Origin of the sequence: Streptomyces aculeolatus (assembly GCF_020400605.1) — a bacterium.
In the GTDB taxonomy this organism is placed as follows: domain Bacteria; phylum Actinomycetota; class Actinomycetes; order Streptomycetales; family Streptomycetaceae; genus Streptomyces; species Streptomyces aculeolatus.
This window is the reverse complement of sequence record NZ_JAINRD010000002.1, coordinates 176,288-192,066: the sequence shown is the minus strand read 5'-3', so window position 1 is coordinate 192,066 and position 15,779 is coordinate 176,288. Positions and strand designations below refer to the sequence as shown.

Annotated in this window: 33 protein-coding genes and 1 other RNA gene; 29 read left to right on the top strand and 5 right to left on the bottom strand. The window is 72.9% G+C overall.

Going from position 1 to position 15,779, the window contains the following annotated elements:
* The first annotated feature begins 49 nt into the window (after window positions 1-49).
* From LG396_RS05230 to LG396_RS05145, 18 genes are all read left to right on the top strand, one after another.
* Window positions 50-562: a hypothetical protein gene (locus tag LG396_RS05230; RefSeq protein ID WP_225793803.1), complete on the top strand. Its 513-nt coding sequence runs from the start codon at window positions 50-52 to the stop codon at window positions 560-562.
* Window positions 559-1,746, top strand: a complete 1,188-nt coding sequence (locus LG396_RS05225; RefSeq protein ID WP_225793802.1) for a DNA cytosine methyltransferase — start codon at window positions 559-561, stop codon at window positions 1,744-1,746. The genes LG396_RS05230 and LG396_RS05225 overlap by 4 nt, the downstream gene beginning before the upstream one ends.
* Window positions 1,743-1,946, top strand: coding sequence for a helix-turn-helix domain-containing protein (locus LG396_RS39605; RefSeq protein ID WP_225793801.1), 204 nt, complete (start codon window positions 1,743-1,745; stop codon window positions 1,944-1,946). Before LG396_RS05225 ends, LG396_RS39605 begins: the two co-directional genes overlap by 4 nt.
* A 13-nt stretch (window positions 1,947-1,959) precedes the next feature.
* Entirely contained in the window at window positions 1,960-2,292 is a 333-nt protein-coding gene (locus tag LG396_RS05215) for a WhiB family transcriptional regulator (RefSeq protein ID WP_225793800.1), read from the top strand.
* 181 nt (window positions 2,293-2,473) lie between these two features.
* A complete protein-coding gene (locus LG396_RS05210) occupies window positions 2,474-3,265 on the top strand; it encodes a hypothetical protein (protein WP_225793799.1) in 792 nt (263 codons plus the stop codon).
* Window positions 3,262-4,098 carry a hypothetical protein gene (locus LG396_RS05205; RefSeq protein ID WP_225793798.1) on the top strand — a complete coding sequence of 279 codons (837 nt, stop codon included), beginning with the start codon at window positions 3,262-3,264 and terminating at the stop codon, window positions 4,096-4,098. The genes LG396_RS05210 and LG396_RS05205 overlap by 4 nt, the downstream gene beginning before the upstream one ends.
* Window positions 4,099-4,172: 74 nt before the next feature.
* On the top strand, window positions 4,173-5,108 hold the full coding sequence (locus LG396_RS05200) for a hypothetical protein (protein ID WP_225793797.1): 936 nt from the start codon (window positions 4,173-4,175) through the stop codon (window positions 5,106-5,108).
* The gene (locus tag LG396_RS05195) at window positions 5,105-5,404 is read left to right on the top strand and encodes a hypothetical protein (RefSeq protein ID WP_225793796.1); all 300 of its coding nucleotides are present in this window, start codon (window positions 5,105-5,107) and stop codon (window positions 5,402-5,404) included. The genes LG396_RS05200 and LG396_RS05195 overlap by 4 nt, the downstream gene beginning before the upstream one ends.
* A complete protein-coding gene (locus LG396_RS39130) occupies window positions 5,401-5,787 on the top strand; it encodes a hypothetical protein (RefSeq protein ID WP_263978725.1) in 387 nt (128 codons plus the stop codon). The genes LG396_RS05195 and LG396_RS39130 overlap by 4 nt, the downstream gene beginning before the upstream one ends.
* A complete protein-coding gene (locus LG396_RS05185) occupies window positions 5,784-6,035 on the top strand; it encodes a hypothetical protein (RefSeq protein WP_225793795.1) in 252 nt (83 codons plus the stop codon). The genes LG396_RS39130 and LG396_RS05185 overlap by 4 nt, the downstream gene beginning before the upstream one ends.
* A 73-nt stretch (window positions 6,036-6,108) precedes the next feature.
* Window positions 6,109-6,522, top strand: a complete 414-nt coding sequence (locus LG396_RS05180) for a hypothetical protein (protein ID WP_225793794.1) — start codon at window positions 6,109-6,111, stop codon at window positions 6,520-6,522.
* Window positions 6,519-6,941 (top strand): hypothetical protein, encoded by a 423-nt coding sequence (locus LG396_RS05175; protein ID WP_225793793.1) that lies wholly within the window; start codon window positions 6,519-6,521, stop codon window positions 6,939-6,941. The genes LG396_RS05180 and LG396_RS05175 overlap by 4 nt, the downstream gene beginning before the upstream one ends.
* A complete protein-coding gene (locus LG396_RS05170) occupies window positions 6,938-7,210 on the top strand; it encodes a hypothetical protein (RefSeq protein WP_225793792.1) in 273 nt (90 codons plus the stop codon). Before LG396_RS05175 ends, LG396_RS05170 begins: the two co-directional genes overlap by 4 nt.
* A complete protein-coding gene (locus LG396_RS05165) occupies window positions 7,210-7,551 on the top strand; it encodes a DUF4326 domain-containing protein (RefSeq protein ID WP_225793791.1) in 342 nt (113 codons plus the stop codon). Before LG396_RS05170 ends, LG396_RS05165 begins: the two co-directional genes overlap by 1 nt.
* Window positions 7,552-7,723: 172 nt before the next feature.
* On the top strand, window positions 7,724-7,921 hold the full coding sequence (locus tag LG396_RS05160; protein WP_225793790.1) for a hypothetical protein: 198 nt from the start codon (window positions 7,724-7,726) through the stop codon (window positions 7,919-7,921).
* Complete coding sequence (locus LG396_RS05155) at window positions 7,918-9,099, top strand: chromosomal replication initiator protein DnaA (RefSeq protein ID WP_225793789.1); 1,182 nt, start codon at window positions 7,918-7,920, stop codon at window positions 9,097-9,099. Before LG396_RS05160 ends, LG396_RS05155 begins: the two co-directional genes overlap by 4 nt.
* Window positions 9,100-9,101: 2 nt before the next feature.
* The gene (locus tag LG396_RS05150) at window positions 9,102-9,398 is read left to right on the top strand and encodes a hypothetical protein (protein WP_225793788.1); all 297 of its coding nucleotides are present in this window, start codon (window positions 9,102-9,104) and stop codon (window positions 9,396-9,398) included.
* On the top strand, window positions 9,395-9,568 hold the full coding sequence (locus LG396_RS05145; RefSeq protein WP_225793787.1) for a hypothetical protein: 174 nt from the start codon (window positions 9,395-9,397) through the stop codon (window positions 9,566-9,568). The genes LG396_RS05150 and LG396_RS05145 overlap by 4 nt, the downstream gene beginning before the upstream one ends.
* Window positions 9,569-9,937: 369 nt before the next feature.
* On the opposite strand, the gene LG396_RS05140 is transcribed toward LG396_RS05145, so the two are convergent.
* Genes LG396_RS05140 through LG396_RS05125 form a run of 4 tightly spaced genes read right to left on the bottom strand, consistent with a single transcriptional unit; the run spans window position 9,938 to window position 11,059 of the window.
* Window positions 9,938-10,336 carry a DUF6221 family protein gene (locus LG396_RS05140; protein WP_225793786.1) on the bottom strand — a complete coding sequence of 133 codons (399 nt, stop codon included), beginning with the start codon at window positions 10,334-10,336 and terminating at the stop codon, window positions 9,938-9,940.
* Complete coding sequence (locus LG396_RS05135; protein WP_225793785.1) at window positions 10,333-10,548, bottom strand: hypothetical protein; 216 nt, start codon at window positions 10,546-10,548, stop codon at window positions 10,333-10,335. Before LG396_RS05135 ends, LG396_RS05140 begins: the two co-directional genes overlap by 4 nt.
* Window positions 10,545-10,826: a hypothetical protein gene (locus tag LG396_RS05130; protein ID WP_225793784.1), complete on the bottom strand. Its 282-nt coding sequence runs from the start codon at window positions 10,824-10,826 to the stop codon at window positions 10,545-10,547. Before LG396_RS05130 ends, LG396_RS05135 begins: the two co-directional genes overlap by 4 nt.
* Window positions 10,823-11,059, bottom strand: a complete 237-nt coding sequence (locus LG396_RS05125) for a hypothetical protein (protein WP_225793783.1) — start codon at window positions 11,057-11,059, stop codon at window positions 10,823-10,825. Before LG396_RS05125 ends, LG396_RS05130 begins: the two co-directional genes overlap by 4 nt.
* A 92-nt stretch (window positions 11,060-11,151) precedes the next feature.
* Here LG396_RS05125 and LG396_RS05120 point away from each other — a divergent pair, with 92 nt between their 5' ends.
* The 4 genes from LG396_RS05120 (at window position 11,152) to LG396_RS05105 (ending at window position 12,461) form a co-directional block, all read left to right on the top strand.
* Window positions 11,152-11,496, top strand: a complete 345-nt coding sequence (locus LG396_RS05120) for a DUF6011 domain-containing protein (RefSeq protein ID WP_225793782.1) — start codon at window positions 11,152-11,154, stop codon at window positions 11,494-11,496.
* 21 nt (window positions 11,497-11,517) lie between these two features.
* A complete protein-coding gene (locus tag LG396_RS05115; RefSeq protein WP_225793781.1) occupies window positions 11,518-12,072 on the top strand; it encodes a hypothetical protein in 555 nt (184 codons plus the stop codon).
* An RNA gene (locus LG396_RS05110) (hammerhead ribozyme type II) lies at window positions 12,072-12,136 on the top strand. The genes LG396_RS05115 and LG396_RS05110 overlap by 1 nt, the downstream gene beginning before the upstream one ends.
* A gap of 19 nt (window positions 12,137-12,155) precedes the next feature.
* Window positions 12,156-12,461, top strand: coding sequence for a hypothetical protein (locus tag LG396_RS05105; RefSeq protein ID WP_225793780.1), 306 nt, complete (start codon window positions 12,156-12,158; stop codon window positions 12,459-12,461).
* A 219-nt stretch (window positions 12,462-12,680) separates the two neighbouring features.
* On the opposite strand, the gene LG396_RS05100 is transcribed toward LG396_RS05105, so the two are convergent.
* Window positions 12,681-13,016, bottom strand: coding sequence for a sigma-70 RNA polymerase sigma factor region 4 domain-containing protein (locus LG396_RS05100; protein WP_225793779.1), 336 nt, complete (start codon window positions 13,014-13,016; stop codon window positions 12,681-12,683).
* 168 nt (window positions 13,017-13,184) lie between these two features.
* Between LG396_RS05100 and LG396_RS05095 the strand changes: the two genes are divergently transcribed.
* The 7 genes from LG396_RS05095 to LG396_RS05070 all read left to right on the top strand — a co-directional run bounded on the left by LG396_RS05095 (window position 13,185) and on the right by LG396_RS05070 (window position 15,771).
* On the top strand, window positions 13,185-13,379 hold the full coding sequence (locus LG396_RS05095) for a hypothetical protein (RefSeq protein ID WP_225793778.1): 195 nt from the start codon (window positions 13,185-13,187) through the stop codon (window positions 13,377-13,379).
* Window positions 13,376-13,501 carry a hypothetical protein gene (locus tag LG396_RS39125; RefSeq protein WP_263978724.1) on the top strand — a complete coding sequence of 42 codons (126 nt, stop codon included), beginning with the start codon at window positions 13,376-13,378 and terminating at the stop codon, window positions 13,499-13,501. Before LG396_RS05095 ends, LG396_RS39125 begins: the two co-directional genes overlap by 4 nt.
* Window positions 13,502-13,589: 88 nt before the next feature.
* Window positions 13,590-13,745, top strand: a complete 156-nt coding sequence (locus tag LG396_RS05090) for a hypothetical protein (RefSeq protein WP_225793777.1) — start codon at window positions 13,590-13,592, stop codon at window positions 13,743-13,745.
* Entirely contained in the window at window positions 13,742-14,605 is an 864-nt protein-coding gene (locus tag LG396_RS05085) for a protein transporter Sec31 (protein ID WP_225793776.1), read from the top strand. The genes LG396_RS05090 and LG396_RS05085 overlap by 4 nt, the downstream gene beginning before the upstream one ends.
* Window positions 14,605-14,775, top strand: a complete 171-nt coding sequence (locus LG396_RS05080) for a hypothetical protein (RefSeq protein ID WP_225793775.1) — start codon at window positions 14,605-14,607, stop codon at window positions 14,773-14,775. The genes LG396_RS05085 and LG396_RS05080 overlap by 1 nt, the downstream gene beginning before the upstream one ends.
* Complete coding sequence (locus tag LG396_RS05075; protein WP_225793774.1) at window positions 14,772-15,314, top strand: hypothetical protein; 543 nt, start codon at window positions 14,772-14,774, stop codon at window positions 15,312-15,314. Before LG396_RS05080 ends, LG396_RS05075 begins: the two co-directional genes overlap by 4 nt.
* Before the next feature lie 10 nt (window positions 15,315-15,324).
* Window positions 15,325-15,771, top strand: coding sequence for a hypothetical protein (locus LG396_RS05070; RefSeq protein WP_225793773.1), 447 nt, complete (start codon window positions 15,325-15,327; stop codon window positions 15,769-15,771).
* Window positions 15,772-15,779 lie beyond the last annotated feature (8 nt).

Sequence of the window (15,779 nt, the reverse complement as noted above, 5' to 3'; positions counted from 1 at the left end):
CCCGGCGCAGACCACTGCGCCGGGCCCTCGGCCCCTGCGAGTCGCCGGCGTGGACGTTTCGCTGACCGGAACAGCCATCGCCACCCTCGGCGGCACCGTCCGCATCCCCACCACCGGCCGGCGCCGCGACCTCCTCCACACCCGGCACGCCCGGCTGCAGAGCATCGCCCGCGGCGCCCTCGAAGCCGTCGGCGACGTCGACCTCGCCGTCATCGAAGGCCCGTCGTTCCACAGCGCCGGCGGTTCCGCATGGGACCGCGGCGGCCTGTGGTGGCTCATCGTCGACGGCCTCCTCGACCGCGAAATCCCCACCGCGATCATGCCGCCGCGGTGCCGCGCCAAGTACGCCACCGGCAACGGCAACGCCGGCAAGACCGGCGTCATGAACGCCGTACAGCACACGTACGGCGCCGTGTTCGCGAACGACGACGAGTGCGACAGCTTCGTCCTCCGCGCGGCCGGCCTGGATTGGGCGGGGTGCCCGCTGGTTGCGGTGCCGGAGACGCACCGCGGCGGGCTGCTCGGCTGCGAATGGCCCGACTACGAGGCGGTGACCCGATGACGACCGCCGTCTTCCTCTTCTCCGGCGGCTGCGGCGACCTCCGCGGCGCCACCGACGCCGGGTACGAGCCGCAGTACGCCGCGAACCACGATACGGCCGCCTGTGACACGGCCCGCGCCAACTGGCCCGGCCTGTGGGTCCAGCAGTGCGACATCAACAACCTCGATATGCGCAGCGTCCCGGGCGCGGATGTCGTCGTCGGCTCCCCGATCTGCTGGGAAGTCGGCCGGTCCGGAGGGCGCACCACACCGCGCGCGCAGCTCGCCCTCACCTTCGACGACTCCCAGCCTGAGCGGCCCGACTTCACCCGCACCCGCATGACCGCGTGGGACCCCATCCGCTACGCCGAGGTTCACCGGCCACTGGCCTACATCGGGGAGAACGTCCCGGAGTTCGGCATGGGCCGCAACCGGCCGCTCTTCGACGCCTGGCTTCACGTGTGGGACGCCCTCGACTACTACCCGGTCATCGCGTCCGTCAACGCCGCGCACACCGACGGCCCCGGTTACCGTCGGCTTCCGCAACTGCGGCACCGTGTCGTGTGGGCCATGATTCGCAAGGACCTTGGCCGCCTGCCCGATCTGCGCCCGCGTCCCGATGCCCTCTGCGACGTCTGCGGCCCGGTCAAGGGCATGCAGCACTGGACGATCGCGCCCCGGGCGCGCCGCGTCGGGGAGTACGGCGACCAGTACCACTACGTGTGCCCCACCCCGCGTTGCCACCGCCGTGTTGAGCCGGTCGTCGCCGGCATCGGCGACGTCATCGACGACAGCGTGCGAGGCCACCGATTCGGCGACGGCTGGACCCGCGGCACCAAGCGCGTGCCCTACGTAGCGGCCACCCGCGCCTGCGTTGCGCAAGGCATCGCCAGGTTCGGCGGTGAGCCGTTCATGGTCACCCGCCGCAACCACGGCCGCGCCACCAGCCTGAACGAGCCGATCGGCACCATCACCGCGCAGGGCGGCAATCACCACTACCTCGTGCGTCCTGGCGGCGACGGCAGCGTCGACGGCTGCGAGTACCGGCCGCTGACGCTCGCGGAGAAGGCGCGGCTGCAGGGCTTCCCCGACCATCACGTGTTCGCCGGCGAGGAGACCGCGCAGCGGCTGCAGATCGGCAACGCGGTGCCGGTGAACGTGGCGACGTGGGCCGCGGAGCGTGTGCGGGCGGTGGTCGCGCCGTGAACGCGGCGACGGACGGTCAGCGGGACTGGGCCCGCCGCCAAGACGCCGCGCAGCCCGGGGAAGGCCGCGGCCGGCCCCGGCGGCTCACTCCCCGGGAGCGCGACGACATCGTCCGCCGGCTTCGCGAGGGCGAGCGGGCCCAGGACCTTGCGCGCGAGTACGGCGTGTCCCTGTCCCTGATCCAGCAGCACCGGCCCTGAGGAGGTGCCCCTCGTGAAGCCCCGCATGACCGCCCCCGGATCCGCCGCCGACTCCGTTTGGTGGTCGCGCGCCCTCTGCCTCCACCCCGCCGCAGACCCCACCTGGTGGGAGCACGACGGGCCCGGACACCCCGACGGGAAGAAAGCCGTCACCTGGTGCCGCGCCTGCCCCGCGAAGGCTGCCTGCCTCGCGGACGCCGAACGCTTCGAGCGCCCGCAGAAGAGCGGAGAACGCACCGGCATCCGCGGCGGCCTCGGCGTCCGCGAACGGGCCGCGCTGTACCGCCGCAAGGACGAAGCCGACAAGGCGGCCGCCGCCGCGCAGGACTCGGGGGCCGCCGCGTGAAGCCGCACCGGGGCCACCGGCCGCCGCCGTGCAACGTGCCCACCGGCCCGCACGCGATCGGCCGCGCACGGTTCTACCCCTGCGGGTGGCGGTGCCCGGCGCATTCCCCGTCGGCGCTCGCGGGCCGGCCCGAGCCGGCGCCGGGGCCCGGCTCCCCGAACCGCAGAAGGGAAGCGACGCAGTGACCGAGATCGAACTGCCGACGGCCGAGCAGGCTCGCACGCTCACCGACCGCATCAAGCTCGCGGTCGAGGGCACGTGGGAACTGATTCAGGAGGCGTACACCTCCCGCGCCTGGGCCGCCCTCGGCTACGACGCCTGGGACGCCTACGTCGACGCCGAGTTCCGCACGGCCCGGCTCGCGCTGCCGAAGGAGGAGCGCGCCGACACGATCCAGTCGCTCCGGTCCGCGGGCATGAGCGTCCGCGCGATCAGTTCCGCCACCGGAGTCAGCTACGGCACCGTCCGGAACGACCTAGCGGCATCAGGTGAGCAGAATTGCTCACCTCAAATCCAGGGCACGGACGGCAAGTCGTACGCCGCGACGCGGCCAGCCGCGCCGTCCCATGTCCCGGACCTGCTCGCCGGGGACGACTGGATCGAGCCGGACACCGCTCCCGAGGTCGTCGATGCCGAACTGCTCGACGAGCCCGCGCGCCCCGAGCCGCCGCGCCCCAAGCGGCGCCCGCTCCCCGAGGCGTTCACCGACGCCGGCCGCGACCTCACCCGCGCCGCCGAACGCCTCGCCCGGCTCACCGAAGACGACCGGTTCGCCAAGAACCGGGAGAACACCCACCACCAGGTCCCCGAACTCCTCGGCGCCCTGGAACACACCACCCGGCTCGTACAGGCCATGAACCTGCCCGACGCCGCAGCAAGCGAAGAGGCCCGCCGCTGGTGGGCGACGAGCCTCCACACGATCAGCGACGCCCTCGCCGGCGTCGCCACCTCCATCGAGAAGGAGAACAAGTGAGCACCACCACGGTACCCGGCCCGAGCGCTAAGGGCCCCAAGTACAAGGTCATCGACGTCACCCCGGAACTCGCCGAGAAGTGGCTCGGCCAGAACACCCACAACCGCAACCTGCGGGAAAAGGCGGTTCTCGCCTACGCCCGCGACATGGAAGCGGGCAACTGGGCAGAGAACGGCGAGTCCATCAAGTTCGCAGCCGACGGCACCCTGCTCGACGGCCAGCACCGGCTTCAGGCCGTCGCCCTGTCCGGCGTCAGCCTCCGCATGCTGGTCGTCACCGGCCTGCCCAACTCCACCCAGGAGACGATGGACGACGGACGAAAGCGCACGCTGTCCGACGCCCTCCACCTCCGCGGCGAGCACAACGCCGTCATCCTCGGATCCCTCCTGCGCCGGGCCCTTATGTGGACCCAGGGCCAGCGCCGGAACACCGGCGTCTACACGCCGACGAACACCGAGTGCCTGGCCTTCCTGGAGCAGCACCCGGAGGCCCGAGACTCGGCGAAGGTCGCCGCCGCTGTCCGCAAGCCCGGCCGGCTTCCTGCATCCGTCATTGCCCTCACCCACTGGGTGTTCGCCAAGCTCGACGCCGAGGACGCGGCGTGGTTCTTCGACCGCCTCGGTTCCGGCGCCGGCCTGGAGCAGTACCACCCCGTGTGGACGCTGCGGAAGCGCGCCGCGGAGCTGAGTGACAGTGCCGGCCGTGTTCCCGAGGACATGCTCCTGGCCTTCGTGATCAAGGCGTGGAACGCCTACCGCGATGGCACGGAGCTGCGGGTCCTGCGCTACAAGCCCGGCGGCGCCACGCCGGAGAAGTTCCCCATGCCCAAGTAGCTGCCGCCGCGGGCCCGCCGCGTGGCGGGCCCGCGATCCGCCGGCATCAACCCTCAACCGTGGAGTGCGGCACGATGACGTGGTTCAAGGTGGACGACACCGCCCACAGCCACCCCAAGATCCTCGCGGCGACCAACGCCGCCGTCGGGCTGTGGCTCCGGTGCGGCGCCTACGCGGCCCAGCACCTCACCGACGGCATCGTGCCCGGCCCGGTCGCCGCCATGTACGGAACCGCGCCGCAGATCAAGAAGCTCGTGCGCGTCGGCCTCTGGCACCCCCACGGGCACACCTGCCTGCGCTGCCCTCAGCCCAGTGACGGGGACTTCCAGATGCACGACTACCTCGCCTACAACCCGTCCCGCGCGGACGTCGTCGCCGGCCGTGAGCGGGCCGCGGAGAAGAAGCGGAAGCAGCGTCACCGGCAGGACCCGACACCCGATCCGCCCGCGAATCGTCCGCGAAACGGAGACGATTCGTCGGCGAATCGCGAACGAATCGAGCGCGAATCGAAGACGATTCACACCCCTGTTTCTGGCGAACACCCTGGTCACAACGGTGCGTCCCCGGGGGACTCCCAGGGTCCTCGCGCGCGCGCGTTCCCGACCCGACCCGACCCGTCCTTTACCGGTGGTCCAGTAGAGAGAGAACGTCACCCAAGTGACGCGCGGGCCCGCGAACCTCTCTCTCTGATCCCCGAGGACTGGACACCCAGCGAAGCCGACCGCACCGCGGCCACCGCCGACATCACCCGCCTCGGCCCCGAAGCCACCACCCGAGCCACGCAGAAGTTCATCGCCCACCACCGGGCCCGCGGCGACGTCGCCGCCGACTTCGGCCCCCTCTGGCGCGTGTGGCTCTCCCGCGAACGCCCCGAACGCGCCGGCGCACAGGGCGCGTTCCTCGTCGCCGTCCCCGGCGGGCAGGCCACGCCCACCCCGCCCTCGTACCGCGACCGCCTCGCCGAACTCGACGCCATCGCCGCAGCGGACCGCGAAGGAGACACCGGATGACCCCCGACCCCGCCGACCGCGACGCCATCACCAGCCTCGCCGCCCGCATCCGCCGCCGCGACGAAGCCCCCGCCGACGAACGCCCCGACCCCGAGGTGCTCGCGCAGGAGTACGTCACCGCGCTCCGCTCCCACGGCTGGCGCCCCACCGCCGCCGCACCCCCCGCGCCCGCCGACGACTGGCGTACGCCCGCACGCCCCGCCGGCCCCGACGCCGTACGCCGCCACGCCGCAGCAGCACGCGCCGCACTCCGCAGCCACACCACGCCCACCGAGCCGGAAGAGACCACGCCATGACCCGCGGATCAGGCCGCACCCGCGGCTACCGACCCCAGAACTCCGAACTCCGCCCCGGCAAAGTCATCGTCCCCTTCGGCCACAACACGACGATCTGCCCCGCCTGCCGCCAGCACAAGCACCACGCCTGCTGGGCCCACCTCCTCGCCCTCGGCCTCCCCGGCGAACCCGGCTGCCCCTGCGGCTGCCACGACCCGCTCGACGAACCGCTCATGACCCCCGACGCGATCGACGACATGGCCGCCCACGGCACCCTCGCCGCCCACGTCAAGCACCAACGCGCCATCGCCCTCGGGTCGCTGTCGATCCACTGGCCCGAGGTCTGCCGCCGCTGCACGGCCACCGAAGCCCTGCAAGCCGAACTGCCGCTGGAGGACGGATGAGCACCCCGTACGAGCGGCTCCTTGCCGAGGAGATCCCCACCGGGCAGTTCGGCGGACCCATACCCGACCAACCCCAACCACCCCACCTCCCCGACCACCTCGAACCCACCACGAAGGAAGACCAGATCCGCCACTACGCCGCCCTCGCCCACGCCCTCGCCGGCTGGAACGACGGCGAACACGACCCCCGCCGACGGCTCACCGCCGTCCCCGAAACCGCTGATCAGGCGCCTGGAAAGGCGGCTTGACCCGGGGCAACGGCCGCCCGACGCAACTGACAGCACGACTGTGCCAGTGAATGCTGGCACGATTGGAGTAGGCATGAACACGACCACCCCGCCCGACGAGAACCAGGTCCGAGCCGCGATCCGCGCCTCCGAGCAGCGGGCCCAGGACGAAGCCCCCACCCTCCCGCCGGCTACCGCGTTCGCGACCCGCTACGAGGTGTCGTGCCTGCCCACCGACCACCCCGAGCGGCACCTGTGGAACCTCGGCGTGGAGTACCGCGGCCGGGGCCTGTGGGCCGTGGTGCGGCACTCGCAGTGCCTTGGTGCGGATGGCGAGTGGTCGTGGGAGTCGCGGCCGTCTGAGCGCACTGACGAGTGGCTGGCCGGGCACCGGTTCTCGCTGGAGGAGGCGCTGCGGTTGGCGGAGGCGGCGGCGCCGTTGGTGACGTTGAACGGGTTCACGGTGTCGGACGTGCTGCGCCGTGGCGACGAGGGGGAGGGCCGGTGAGCGCGGCGGCCGAACTGCGCGCCGCAGCGCAGAAGCTCCGGGCCCTCGCCGAAGCAGCCGCGCCCGGCCCGTGGCACGCGACGGAGTACGAGGCTGGCGTCGACGTCCTCGGCTTCGAAGCCGGTATCGGCACCTCGCCCGGCGAACGCGACATCGTTGACAGCGGGTACGAGGGCGGCGGCGTTGAGCGCCTGACCGACGCCGACTTCATCGCGGCGATGCACCCGGGCGTGGCGCTGGCGCTCGCCGCGTGGCTGGAGTCGGAGGCCGCCCGCCACGAAGCCTGCGCGACGGCCGCCAAGGAGATCTGGGTCATCGCCGACCACCCGGACGCCGTGGCGTGGTTGGCGTCCGGCCCGGGAGCGGTGAAGCCCGAAGCCCTCGCGGTGGCGCGGGCGATCGGAGGCCAGCAGCCGTGACCACGACCATCACCCCCGCCGCGGCGCTCCAGGGGATCGCCGATGCCGCGGTCGTTGACCGCCGCGCGGTCCGGTACCTCGAACCCGCCATCGCCCCGGCCATCACGCCCGACCCGCAGCACCACGGCGCGCACCTCATTGCGTTCGTCAACGGCCTCGACGCCGTCCACACCGAACGCGCCCTCAACCGCGCCGGCTGGACCGTGGAGCCCGGGCCGCGCCGGTGGGGTGTCGTCGTACTCCGCACCCGAGCCCCCAAGGAGACCTGATGCCCACCCGAGTGCAACGCACCCGCCGCCGGGGCCAGCCCGGCATGCCGCCCGGCGCCGTGTACGTCGGCCGCCCCGGCAAGTGGGGCAACCCGTTCCCCGCCTACGGCGGCTCGCCGGAGGAACGGGCGCACGCCGCCAGGCTGTTCACGGTCCTCCTCGCCACCCGCGCCGACCATCCCCATCCCGAACACGTCGTCGCGTACCCGTCGGACGAGGAGATCCGCGAGCACCTGGCCGACCGCGACCTGGCGTGCTGGTGCCCGCTGCCGGAGCCGGGCGAGCCGGACCACTGCCACGCCGCCGTGCTCCTGCGCCTCGCCGCCGGGGAGCCGCTGTGACCCGCCGCCGCCCCCTCCCTCTGGGTGCGTGGCCGCCGCCCCGCCCGTGGTGGCGACAGCCCACCGAAATCCTCTGGCTCCCCGTCCACGCCGCCGCCGAAGCTGTCAACACCTGGGAACGCCTCGGACTCCCCACCCCCCACACCATCCGCAACCGACGAAAGGCCCGCCCATGACCACCCCGATCGACTGGTCGACCGTAGAGATCACCGTCCGGCACATCGACCCGCCCCTCCCGCTGTGCGCCACCTGCCGGACCGTCCACGCCCCGTACCTGTCGTGCGAGGGCGCGGCGCTCCAGCGGGGCCGGTGGGAGCCGCTGCTGCGCGCGGTGTCGGAGCAGTTCGCCACCCCGGGGGTCAGGCCGTGACCGACCGCCCGACCGCGAGCACGATCACCGACGACGAGTTGGACGCCCTGCACGAGCGCGTCCTCTACGCCGAGGCCGCCGTCCGACGCGCCTCCGCGCTCGCCACCCGCTGGGACTTCACCCCGGACCGCAAGCGCGCCGCCGTCGAACTCCGCAACGAACTGCGCCGCCGCCCGGCCGACACCGGGCCCGACGGCTTCGCGGTCTTCGACGCCTACGCGAAGCGCATCGCAGCCATCGCCGAACGGCCGGTTCTGCGGCAGTCACCGCAGACCGCCGCAGCCTCCCCGCGCCCCGATGCCCCGGGAACGGCGCCAGGCGCCCGCGAGAGGGCCGAACGGACCGAGGTGGACTCCAGCTACCCGGAACGCGAGAACGGGCCTCAGGCGGGCGCACAGAGCCTCGACCCCAAGACGTGCACCGCCCGCTACGTCAACTACCACATGCAGTGGGCGTGCGACCGTCCCACCGGACACCCGGGCGGGCACAGCTCGGGCGACCGGGGCTCGGGCGCCTACCAGGCATGGACGGATCAGGCCGCGGGAGCGAGTCCCGCCCACACCGGGCACGGCAGCCCGTGCGAGGACTCACCTGACGGGACGTGCGCAGCCCCCGCCCCGCCCGCCGGCACGCTGCGCGGCGCGATCGCCTCGGCGATCGCCAAGTTCATCGACGATCACCCCGCGGGCTGGACCCACAGCGATCTAGCCGGCTACCTGACGGACGCACTCGAAGTCGGCCGCGCCGTGCTCCTCGCCCACGCCGAGGCCGAGCTGCGCCGCGTCTCCGCCCTCCACGCCGACACCGAACGCCGGCTCAAGAACGAACTCACCACGGCCATCGACCAGCGCGAGCAGATCGAGGCCGCGGTACAGCGCACGCAGGCGCTCGCCGACGACTGGGCCCGCACCGCCCAGGACCCGAACGCCTGCATCGACATGGACCAGGCTGCCGACGCCGTCCGCACCGCACTCAACCTGAAGGAGACCGAGCCCATGCTCACCTGCACCGCCACCATCACCGGCCCCCACATCCCCGGTGACGACACCCTCCACTGCATCCGCACCGCCGGACACGCCGGCAACCACACCGGCCCCGACACCGACCACGGGCAAACCCTGTGGACCGACCAGCACGCCGGCACCACCCCGCACACCGACACCCCGAAGGAGAACTGACCATGGCCATCAACCTCAAGGCCCGCAGCGACGCCTACAACGCCTGGCTCACCGCCAACAACATCAACCCCGCCGACGTCCCCAGCGACGACGGCGCCACCCCCACGGAACTCACCCTCGCCACCAGCACCGACGGCGTGCGCGTCATCCGGTATACGGCGTTCCTGCGGAACGAGGACGGCCACAAGTACCACGACCCGGCGACCAACGACGCCGCGCAGGAGCAGCGGGAGACGCCGCTGCTCGTGCCCCCGCCCGACGGCCTCCACGTCCCCGAGGAGGAAGGCCCCGCGACGTGACGCGCCTGCGCCTCGCCGTCTACTGCCTCACCACCGGCGCCACAGCCACCGCCCTCGCCGCGACCGCGGCCCTCACGGTCGACGACACCGGGACGAAACGCGCCGTGTGGGCTGGCGTGCTCCTCGCCGTCGCAGGCGCGGCCGGCGTACGGCGAGCCGTACGGCAGTGAATATGCGGGAGGGGGCGCGCCGACCACGACACGCCCCCTACCGCCTCCCGGGGCGCCAACGGTTCCGACGGCGACGTCTGACGGTCGGCTCGGCAGTCGGCGCGATGACGCAGCGGCTCGGCTCGCCACTCAGCCACCCGGTGCCCGGCATGCTGCACATGATGTTGGCCGGGTGCCGGTCAACCCAGTCGTACACGCTCGCCAGCTCGGTCATGTGGCGGTCGCAGACCAGTGTGAAATGGCCGCGGGGGGCGAGTAGCCATGCGATGTGCAGGGTCGCGGTGGCCTCGCACGGCGGGTCGGATGGCAGAGTGCGAGCCTCGCAGCAGAGTTCGCCGGGCGCCGGTATGGGGTTCCGTGGGGGAGTCCTCACGGCCGCCACTCCGAGCGCCATTCCGGGTGCCCGGCGTGCGGCACGGCGAGCAGGCGCAGCGTCTGGCAGGGGAACTGCTCGCCGTCGCACTCGGAACACCAACGGCCCGACCGCTCGTCGCCGTCCGCGTTGGTCACCTCGACCAGCTCGGCGTGATGCAGGTCAAGGATCCGCCGCTTGGCGTCGATGTCGGCGAGCCCGAACGCCACGTCCCGGTACGGCGTAGCTCCCGCGGTCTCGATATGCAGGTAGCACGAGTCGTACTCGTCGTAGTCCTCGGGGCGCTGGCCCGGCATGTTGAGGCACGGCCCGTCGTGGCCGTCGCGGTACCGGATGAGTGCGGCGTGGGAGTCGTCGAGTCGGGCGCGGAGGAACGCCACAAGATCAGCGGTCACCGCACGCGCCTCGCAGCAGCAGTGGCAGCGCGCTCCATGGCCTCACTGATCGGCCGCACGGCGGCGCCTATGGCCTCCAGCGAGCGAGCGGCCTGTTCGGGCGTCATGATGCGGATCGGCGGCACGCTGACGCGTGGCTGCGACTCGGGGCGCGTGTGGCGGTCGAGCTGCCGCAGTGCGCGCGCGGCGTTCGGATACGGGCGGTACGTCATGCGCTCTGCACCTCCTCGGCCGCAATGCGCGCCAACTGCTCACGCCACCACTCCCGGCAACCCTCACCCAGCAGCGCCACCACATCCTCAGCGTCCGGCCCCGGACGCTCCACCCACCCGGTGCTGGCACCGCAGTTGCACAGCCCGTGTACGAGACCGGTCAGCTCCACCTCCTGCCAGCGCACACCTTCCGTGTCGGGCTCGGCGGCGCGTGTGCGGCGCTGGTTCAGCACTTTCACCTCGTGCTGCATCTCCCACGGGGCGGCGGTGTCGGTCATGATCCGGTCTCCTTCTTCGGGCCGCGCCGGGCCGGCTCGATGCCATTCTCCCGGGCGATGCGGCGCACGTACGCCGCGGTGAACGGCGATCGGTCGGTCACGTCGGTGGGGCGCTCTCCAGCTCGCAGGGCCGCGAGCACCGCCTGTACCGCGGCGGTGCGGGACTTCTCGTGTGCGGCCTCGGTGCGCTGGTACTGGCGTGTGGCCTGGTCGAGAGCGTCGAGGGGATCCATGCGCAACATGGTAGCGCAATGGGGTTGCGCTCCCAGTCTCGAACCGCTACTGTGTATCGCAACAGGGAAGCGCACAGGAGGGGAGGGGCGCCATGGAGCAGCCGACCACCACCCAGCACACCCACTGCCTGAGGTGCCGTCGGCCGCTTCGTTCCCCCTCGTCGGTCGCCCGCGGCTACGGCGCCCACTGCGCCGCCAAGATCCGCCGCGCCGCCGCCGACCTCGCCGACTACAAGCCCCACCAGATCACCAGCGCCCGGCAGCTCATCGCCGACGCCGCGATCATCCCGCTCCGCCGCACCCTGTTCCTCGCCGTCTCCACGGACGGCTCCGCCGTACACCGCACCGACGCCCGCGGCCACTGTTCGTGCCCGGCCGGGCTCCGCTCCGCCCGCTGTTTCCACACCGCCGCCGCCCGCATGCTGCTCGCCGCCTGACCCGGAAGGACCGCGATGACCATGACCGAGCCCAAGCCGCGCTACGAGGGCGTCGACTTCAGCAACGTGCACGAGGGCGACCGCCTCCAGTTCACCACCCGGGAGACCGGGTTCAACGGGCGTGGCCTCTACTCGCGCACCGGTGTAGTCGTCAAGGTCACCGAGAAGACGGTCCGCGTCGACTGCGGCCTCGAGAGCTGGAACAGGACCGCCGTCCTGCGCCGAGCCGACTGGCACTCCCGCGCCGTCCGCAGGGTCGTCACCGAGCAGCCTGCGCGTCGGGCGTACAACGCTGCGAACGTGCAGTACGTGGATGAGGGCCTGATCGTCACCGCCGTGTGGGTGTCCGACCCGACCATCGACCCGGCGGTGGCCCTGGAGAACATCCTCCGCCGGGACCTGCCCTACGAGGTCGTCCAGGTCGCCGAGGCCACGCGGCATTTCAAGCGGGAGGGTGCCGACTTCTCCGGCTGGATCATCAGTTGCGGCAACGACTACAACACCGAGCCGATCGCCCGGAAGCGGGACGCCATCAAGGATCTGCGCCTCCAGGTCGAGAGCTACTTCGCCCGCTGAGCCGAAACGCCCCACGGGGCGTCGGCGGGACCCGGCCGCTCCCGCCCTGACGAGGCAGGCCACACCACCCGGAAGGACCGCCCATGTACCGCATCGTCATCGGCCAGAAGGGCAAGCCCTCCGAGCGCCGCACCAGCACCACCAGCGACGAACTCCGCGACGCCGCGTACGACCTCATCCACTCCCAGGGCAGCACGATCGCCGACGAGGACCACGCCGGAGTCACGCAGCTCGTCGCTGCCGCGCAGACGATGGCCGATGACGAGGGCTTCGCCGCGCTGGAGTTCGGCTCCGGTTGGATCACCATCCGGCCGCAGCCCGAACCCACTCCGCGCGAGGTCGGGCTCGACGACCGCCGCTGGGACTGCCGCAACGACGACACCGAGTAGACCACCGGGCCGCCGCCCTTCCTCCCCCGGCGGTGGCCCCTTCCCCGCGGGCCCGCTCCGACCTCCCCCGGAGCGGGCCCGCCCGTCGTCCCCGATCGACCCCGAGAACGCTGCACTGCCCTACTGCGGGGACGGAAGGAGCCACACGGGCTCCGCAGTAGGAAGGACCGCACATGGACCCGCTTTCGCTATGCCTGATCCTGCTCATCCTGCGGGAGGTCAACCGGCGGTAGACCCGCCGTCGACGTCGCCGGCCGGGAGGGGCGTCTCCTCGCCCTTCCTCGGCCGGTTCTTCCCCGACCCCGAGTAGCCGCGCTCGATGTCCTGCACCGTGCCGAGCGAGACGCCGAGCATCGCGGCGATCTTCCGGTAGGACACCGCGGGCTTCTGCGCCCGCAACCCGAGGACGAAGTCCCGTCGCAGCTTGCGCCACTCCTTGCTCCGCGCCGTCTGGTGGGCGAGAACTTCGCTGATCGCCTTCGCGCGCTCCTGGGGATCGGGCATCGCCTCGACCGCGTTCATGGCGTCGATCACCCGCTGAGCCTCCTCGGTCACACCCGGCCTCATCTCGTACGGGCAGGCCGCTTGCCCTGAGTGTATGGGATCCCATACGCTCACGGGAAGGCAGCCCGCGCTGCTGGTGCACAAAGCCCCCGGACCGCTGAGTTGGCGCTCCGGTCCGGGGGCGGACCCACCCACAACGCGACGAAGGAGCAGGTCCGCATGGAGCGTAACGACTACCCGCCGCCCAACGGCACCCCCTCGGTCATGGCCGCCCGCACCCGCACATGCCCCATGTGCAACGGGGCGGGGGGCGCCATGACGGACGGCACCGAGACCCGCGGCGGCCAGCGGATCGCCACACAGACCTGGAAGAACTGCCGCCGCTGCAACGGCGCCGGCGAGGTCACCGCATGAGCCTCCCCAAGGGCATGCCGATCCGCGCCGAACAGCCCGACCCCGACAGCCCCCACGGCACCGACTACGACCCGCAGCGCGGCGGCTGGTACCCGCCTGAGCCCGACGGCGACGACGAGTAGCCCCCCGACCGGCCGGGCCCGCGCGTCCCCCCGACGCGGGCCCGGCCTCCCCTCTCTCCCGCCCCGCCCTTCCCGGAACGAGGAACCCATGAGCCGCCGCCGGCGCCCCATCCTCAACACCCCCCTCGCCCGCTACGGCTTCACCGCGCTCGCCGCGCTCGCCCTCCTCACCGGCCAGCTCGCGCCCGCCCTCGTCGCCGGCGCACTCGCCGCCGCCGTGTGGAACGCAGGAGGCAGGCGATGAAGACCCGCACCGACATCCGCACCCGCACCGTCCCCCACACCATCGACGGCATCACCCACTACGTCACCGAGACGTACACCGTGGAGATCCCCGTACCCCCGCGGGACTGGGACCGCGCCGTCCTCACCGCTGTCACCGCCGGCGCCGCCCTCGCCGTCGCCGTGTCCGTCGTCTGGTCGACCGCCGCGATCGGGGACCTCCTCGCCCGCACCGTCCCCGCCGGCCCCGCCTACGCCGCCGCGGGCGCGTTCGACGCCGCGTGGATCCTCTGCATGGGCGTCGAGTGGCTCGCCCGCTACGACCCCGACCGCGCGCGCCTGCCGCGCCGCGCCGGGCACGCCGCGCTCCTCATCGCCATGGCCGCCGTCGCCGCGCACGGCTGGCTCGAGGACGGGCGCACCGCCGGGTTCGTCGGCGCCGCCGTGTCCGCCCTCGCGAAGGGCGCATGGACCGTCGTCCTCGCCCACCAGTCGCCGCCGCTCGATGACCGCACCCGGCAGTGGGCGCAGCAGGAGTTGGCCGTCGCCGGCGCCGAGTTGGGGCTGCTGCCCGTACGGCGCCGGGTGGCGCGCGCCCGCGGTCTCCTCGCCGCCGAGGCTGCCGCACTCCCGGCCGCCGCGCCCGCGCCGCCGGCGGATACGGATCCGGACGCGGACACCGATCCGGACGGACATCCGGACACGGATCCGGACACCGTCCGGGCCATCCGCCCGAGCACCCGCGAAGCCGTACGCACTGCCTACGCCTCCGGCATCGATGACGAAGAGCGGGTCCTCTCCTACGTGCGGAAGGTCGCCGATCCGGATGCCCGCGAGTCGACGGTGAACCGCTATCTCCGCGCTGTCCGAAGGGGCGCGTGATGATCCTCGGCTTCCTCGTGTGCCCGCTCGTCGCCGCGATGGCCGCGCTCGGGTTGATCACCTGCTACCCGGGGGAGGCCCGGCAGTGGCTGCTGCCCGCGGCGCGGATCGTCGCCGTCGGCACCATCGCCATCGTGGCCCTGGCCGCCCTCGTGGAGCTGTCGAGGTGACCGGGCCCGAGCCGCCGCCGGCGCCGGACTGGTGGGACCGCCTGTACGCGGACGACCCGGACGCCGGGCCCGCGAAGCATCCGGACCCGGACCCGTGTCCGGACCCGCGTCCGGACGCCGGGGCGCGCCCGTGGTGGGCCGTACTCCACCCCGTACGCCAGCACCCCGAGCCCGAGCCGGCGCCCCGCGACGACCCTGGTGTCCACATCACCATCAACCAGCCCCCGCCGCACCCGGAGCAGCCCGACGGCCGCCGCCGCGCACGGATCCGCTGGCTCATCTACCACGGCGCCGGCGCCGGCGTCGGCTGGCTCATCGGCTTCGGACCCGCGGTCTCCGCGTGGCTGGGGACGCTCGGCACCACCGCCCCCGCCGCCGGTATCGGCCTGTGCCTCATCGCCTGCATCCCCGCCGCGTGGCTCCCTGGCCTGCCGTTCATCCCGCCGCCGCTGCGCCCCGCCACCGTGTGGCTCGCCCGCATCCCCCTCGCCACCGCCGCCCTCGCCCTGGCGCTCCACGCGCCCGGCACCGTGATCTAGGAGACCCGTCGTGAATCTGGCACAGGCCGACGGCGCCGCGTTCGGCGCGCTCGGCGCCGGGGGGCTGGCGCTCGCCCTCACCGTCCTCCTCGTCCTCGGCGTCCGCGGGCAAGGCCGGGTCCGGCTGCGCGAGAACCCCGCGATGATCTGCGGGTTCATCGCAGGCACGGCTTTCTCCGCGGCCGGCGCGATCTGGTCCAACCCCGAGCGCATCGTGGGCCAGGGCATGACCGGCCTCGGCGTCGGCACCGGCGACGGGCCGTTCGGCAACGTCGGCGTCGGTGCCGTGTCCCTGCTGCTGCTGATCCTGATGCTCTGCTGGAAGCTCAACCCCCTCCGCGGCGCCATCCTCGGCCTCGTCGCCGCCGTCGTCTGGCCGCTGGCGGGCGCCTCCACCGTGTGGGCGCTCCCGTGCGAGCTCGCCGCCGCTTCGCTGATGATGATCGGCGGCAGCTGATGCGGGTG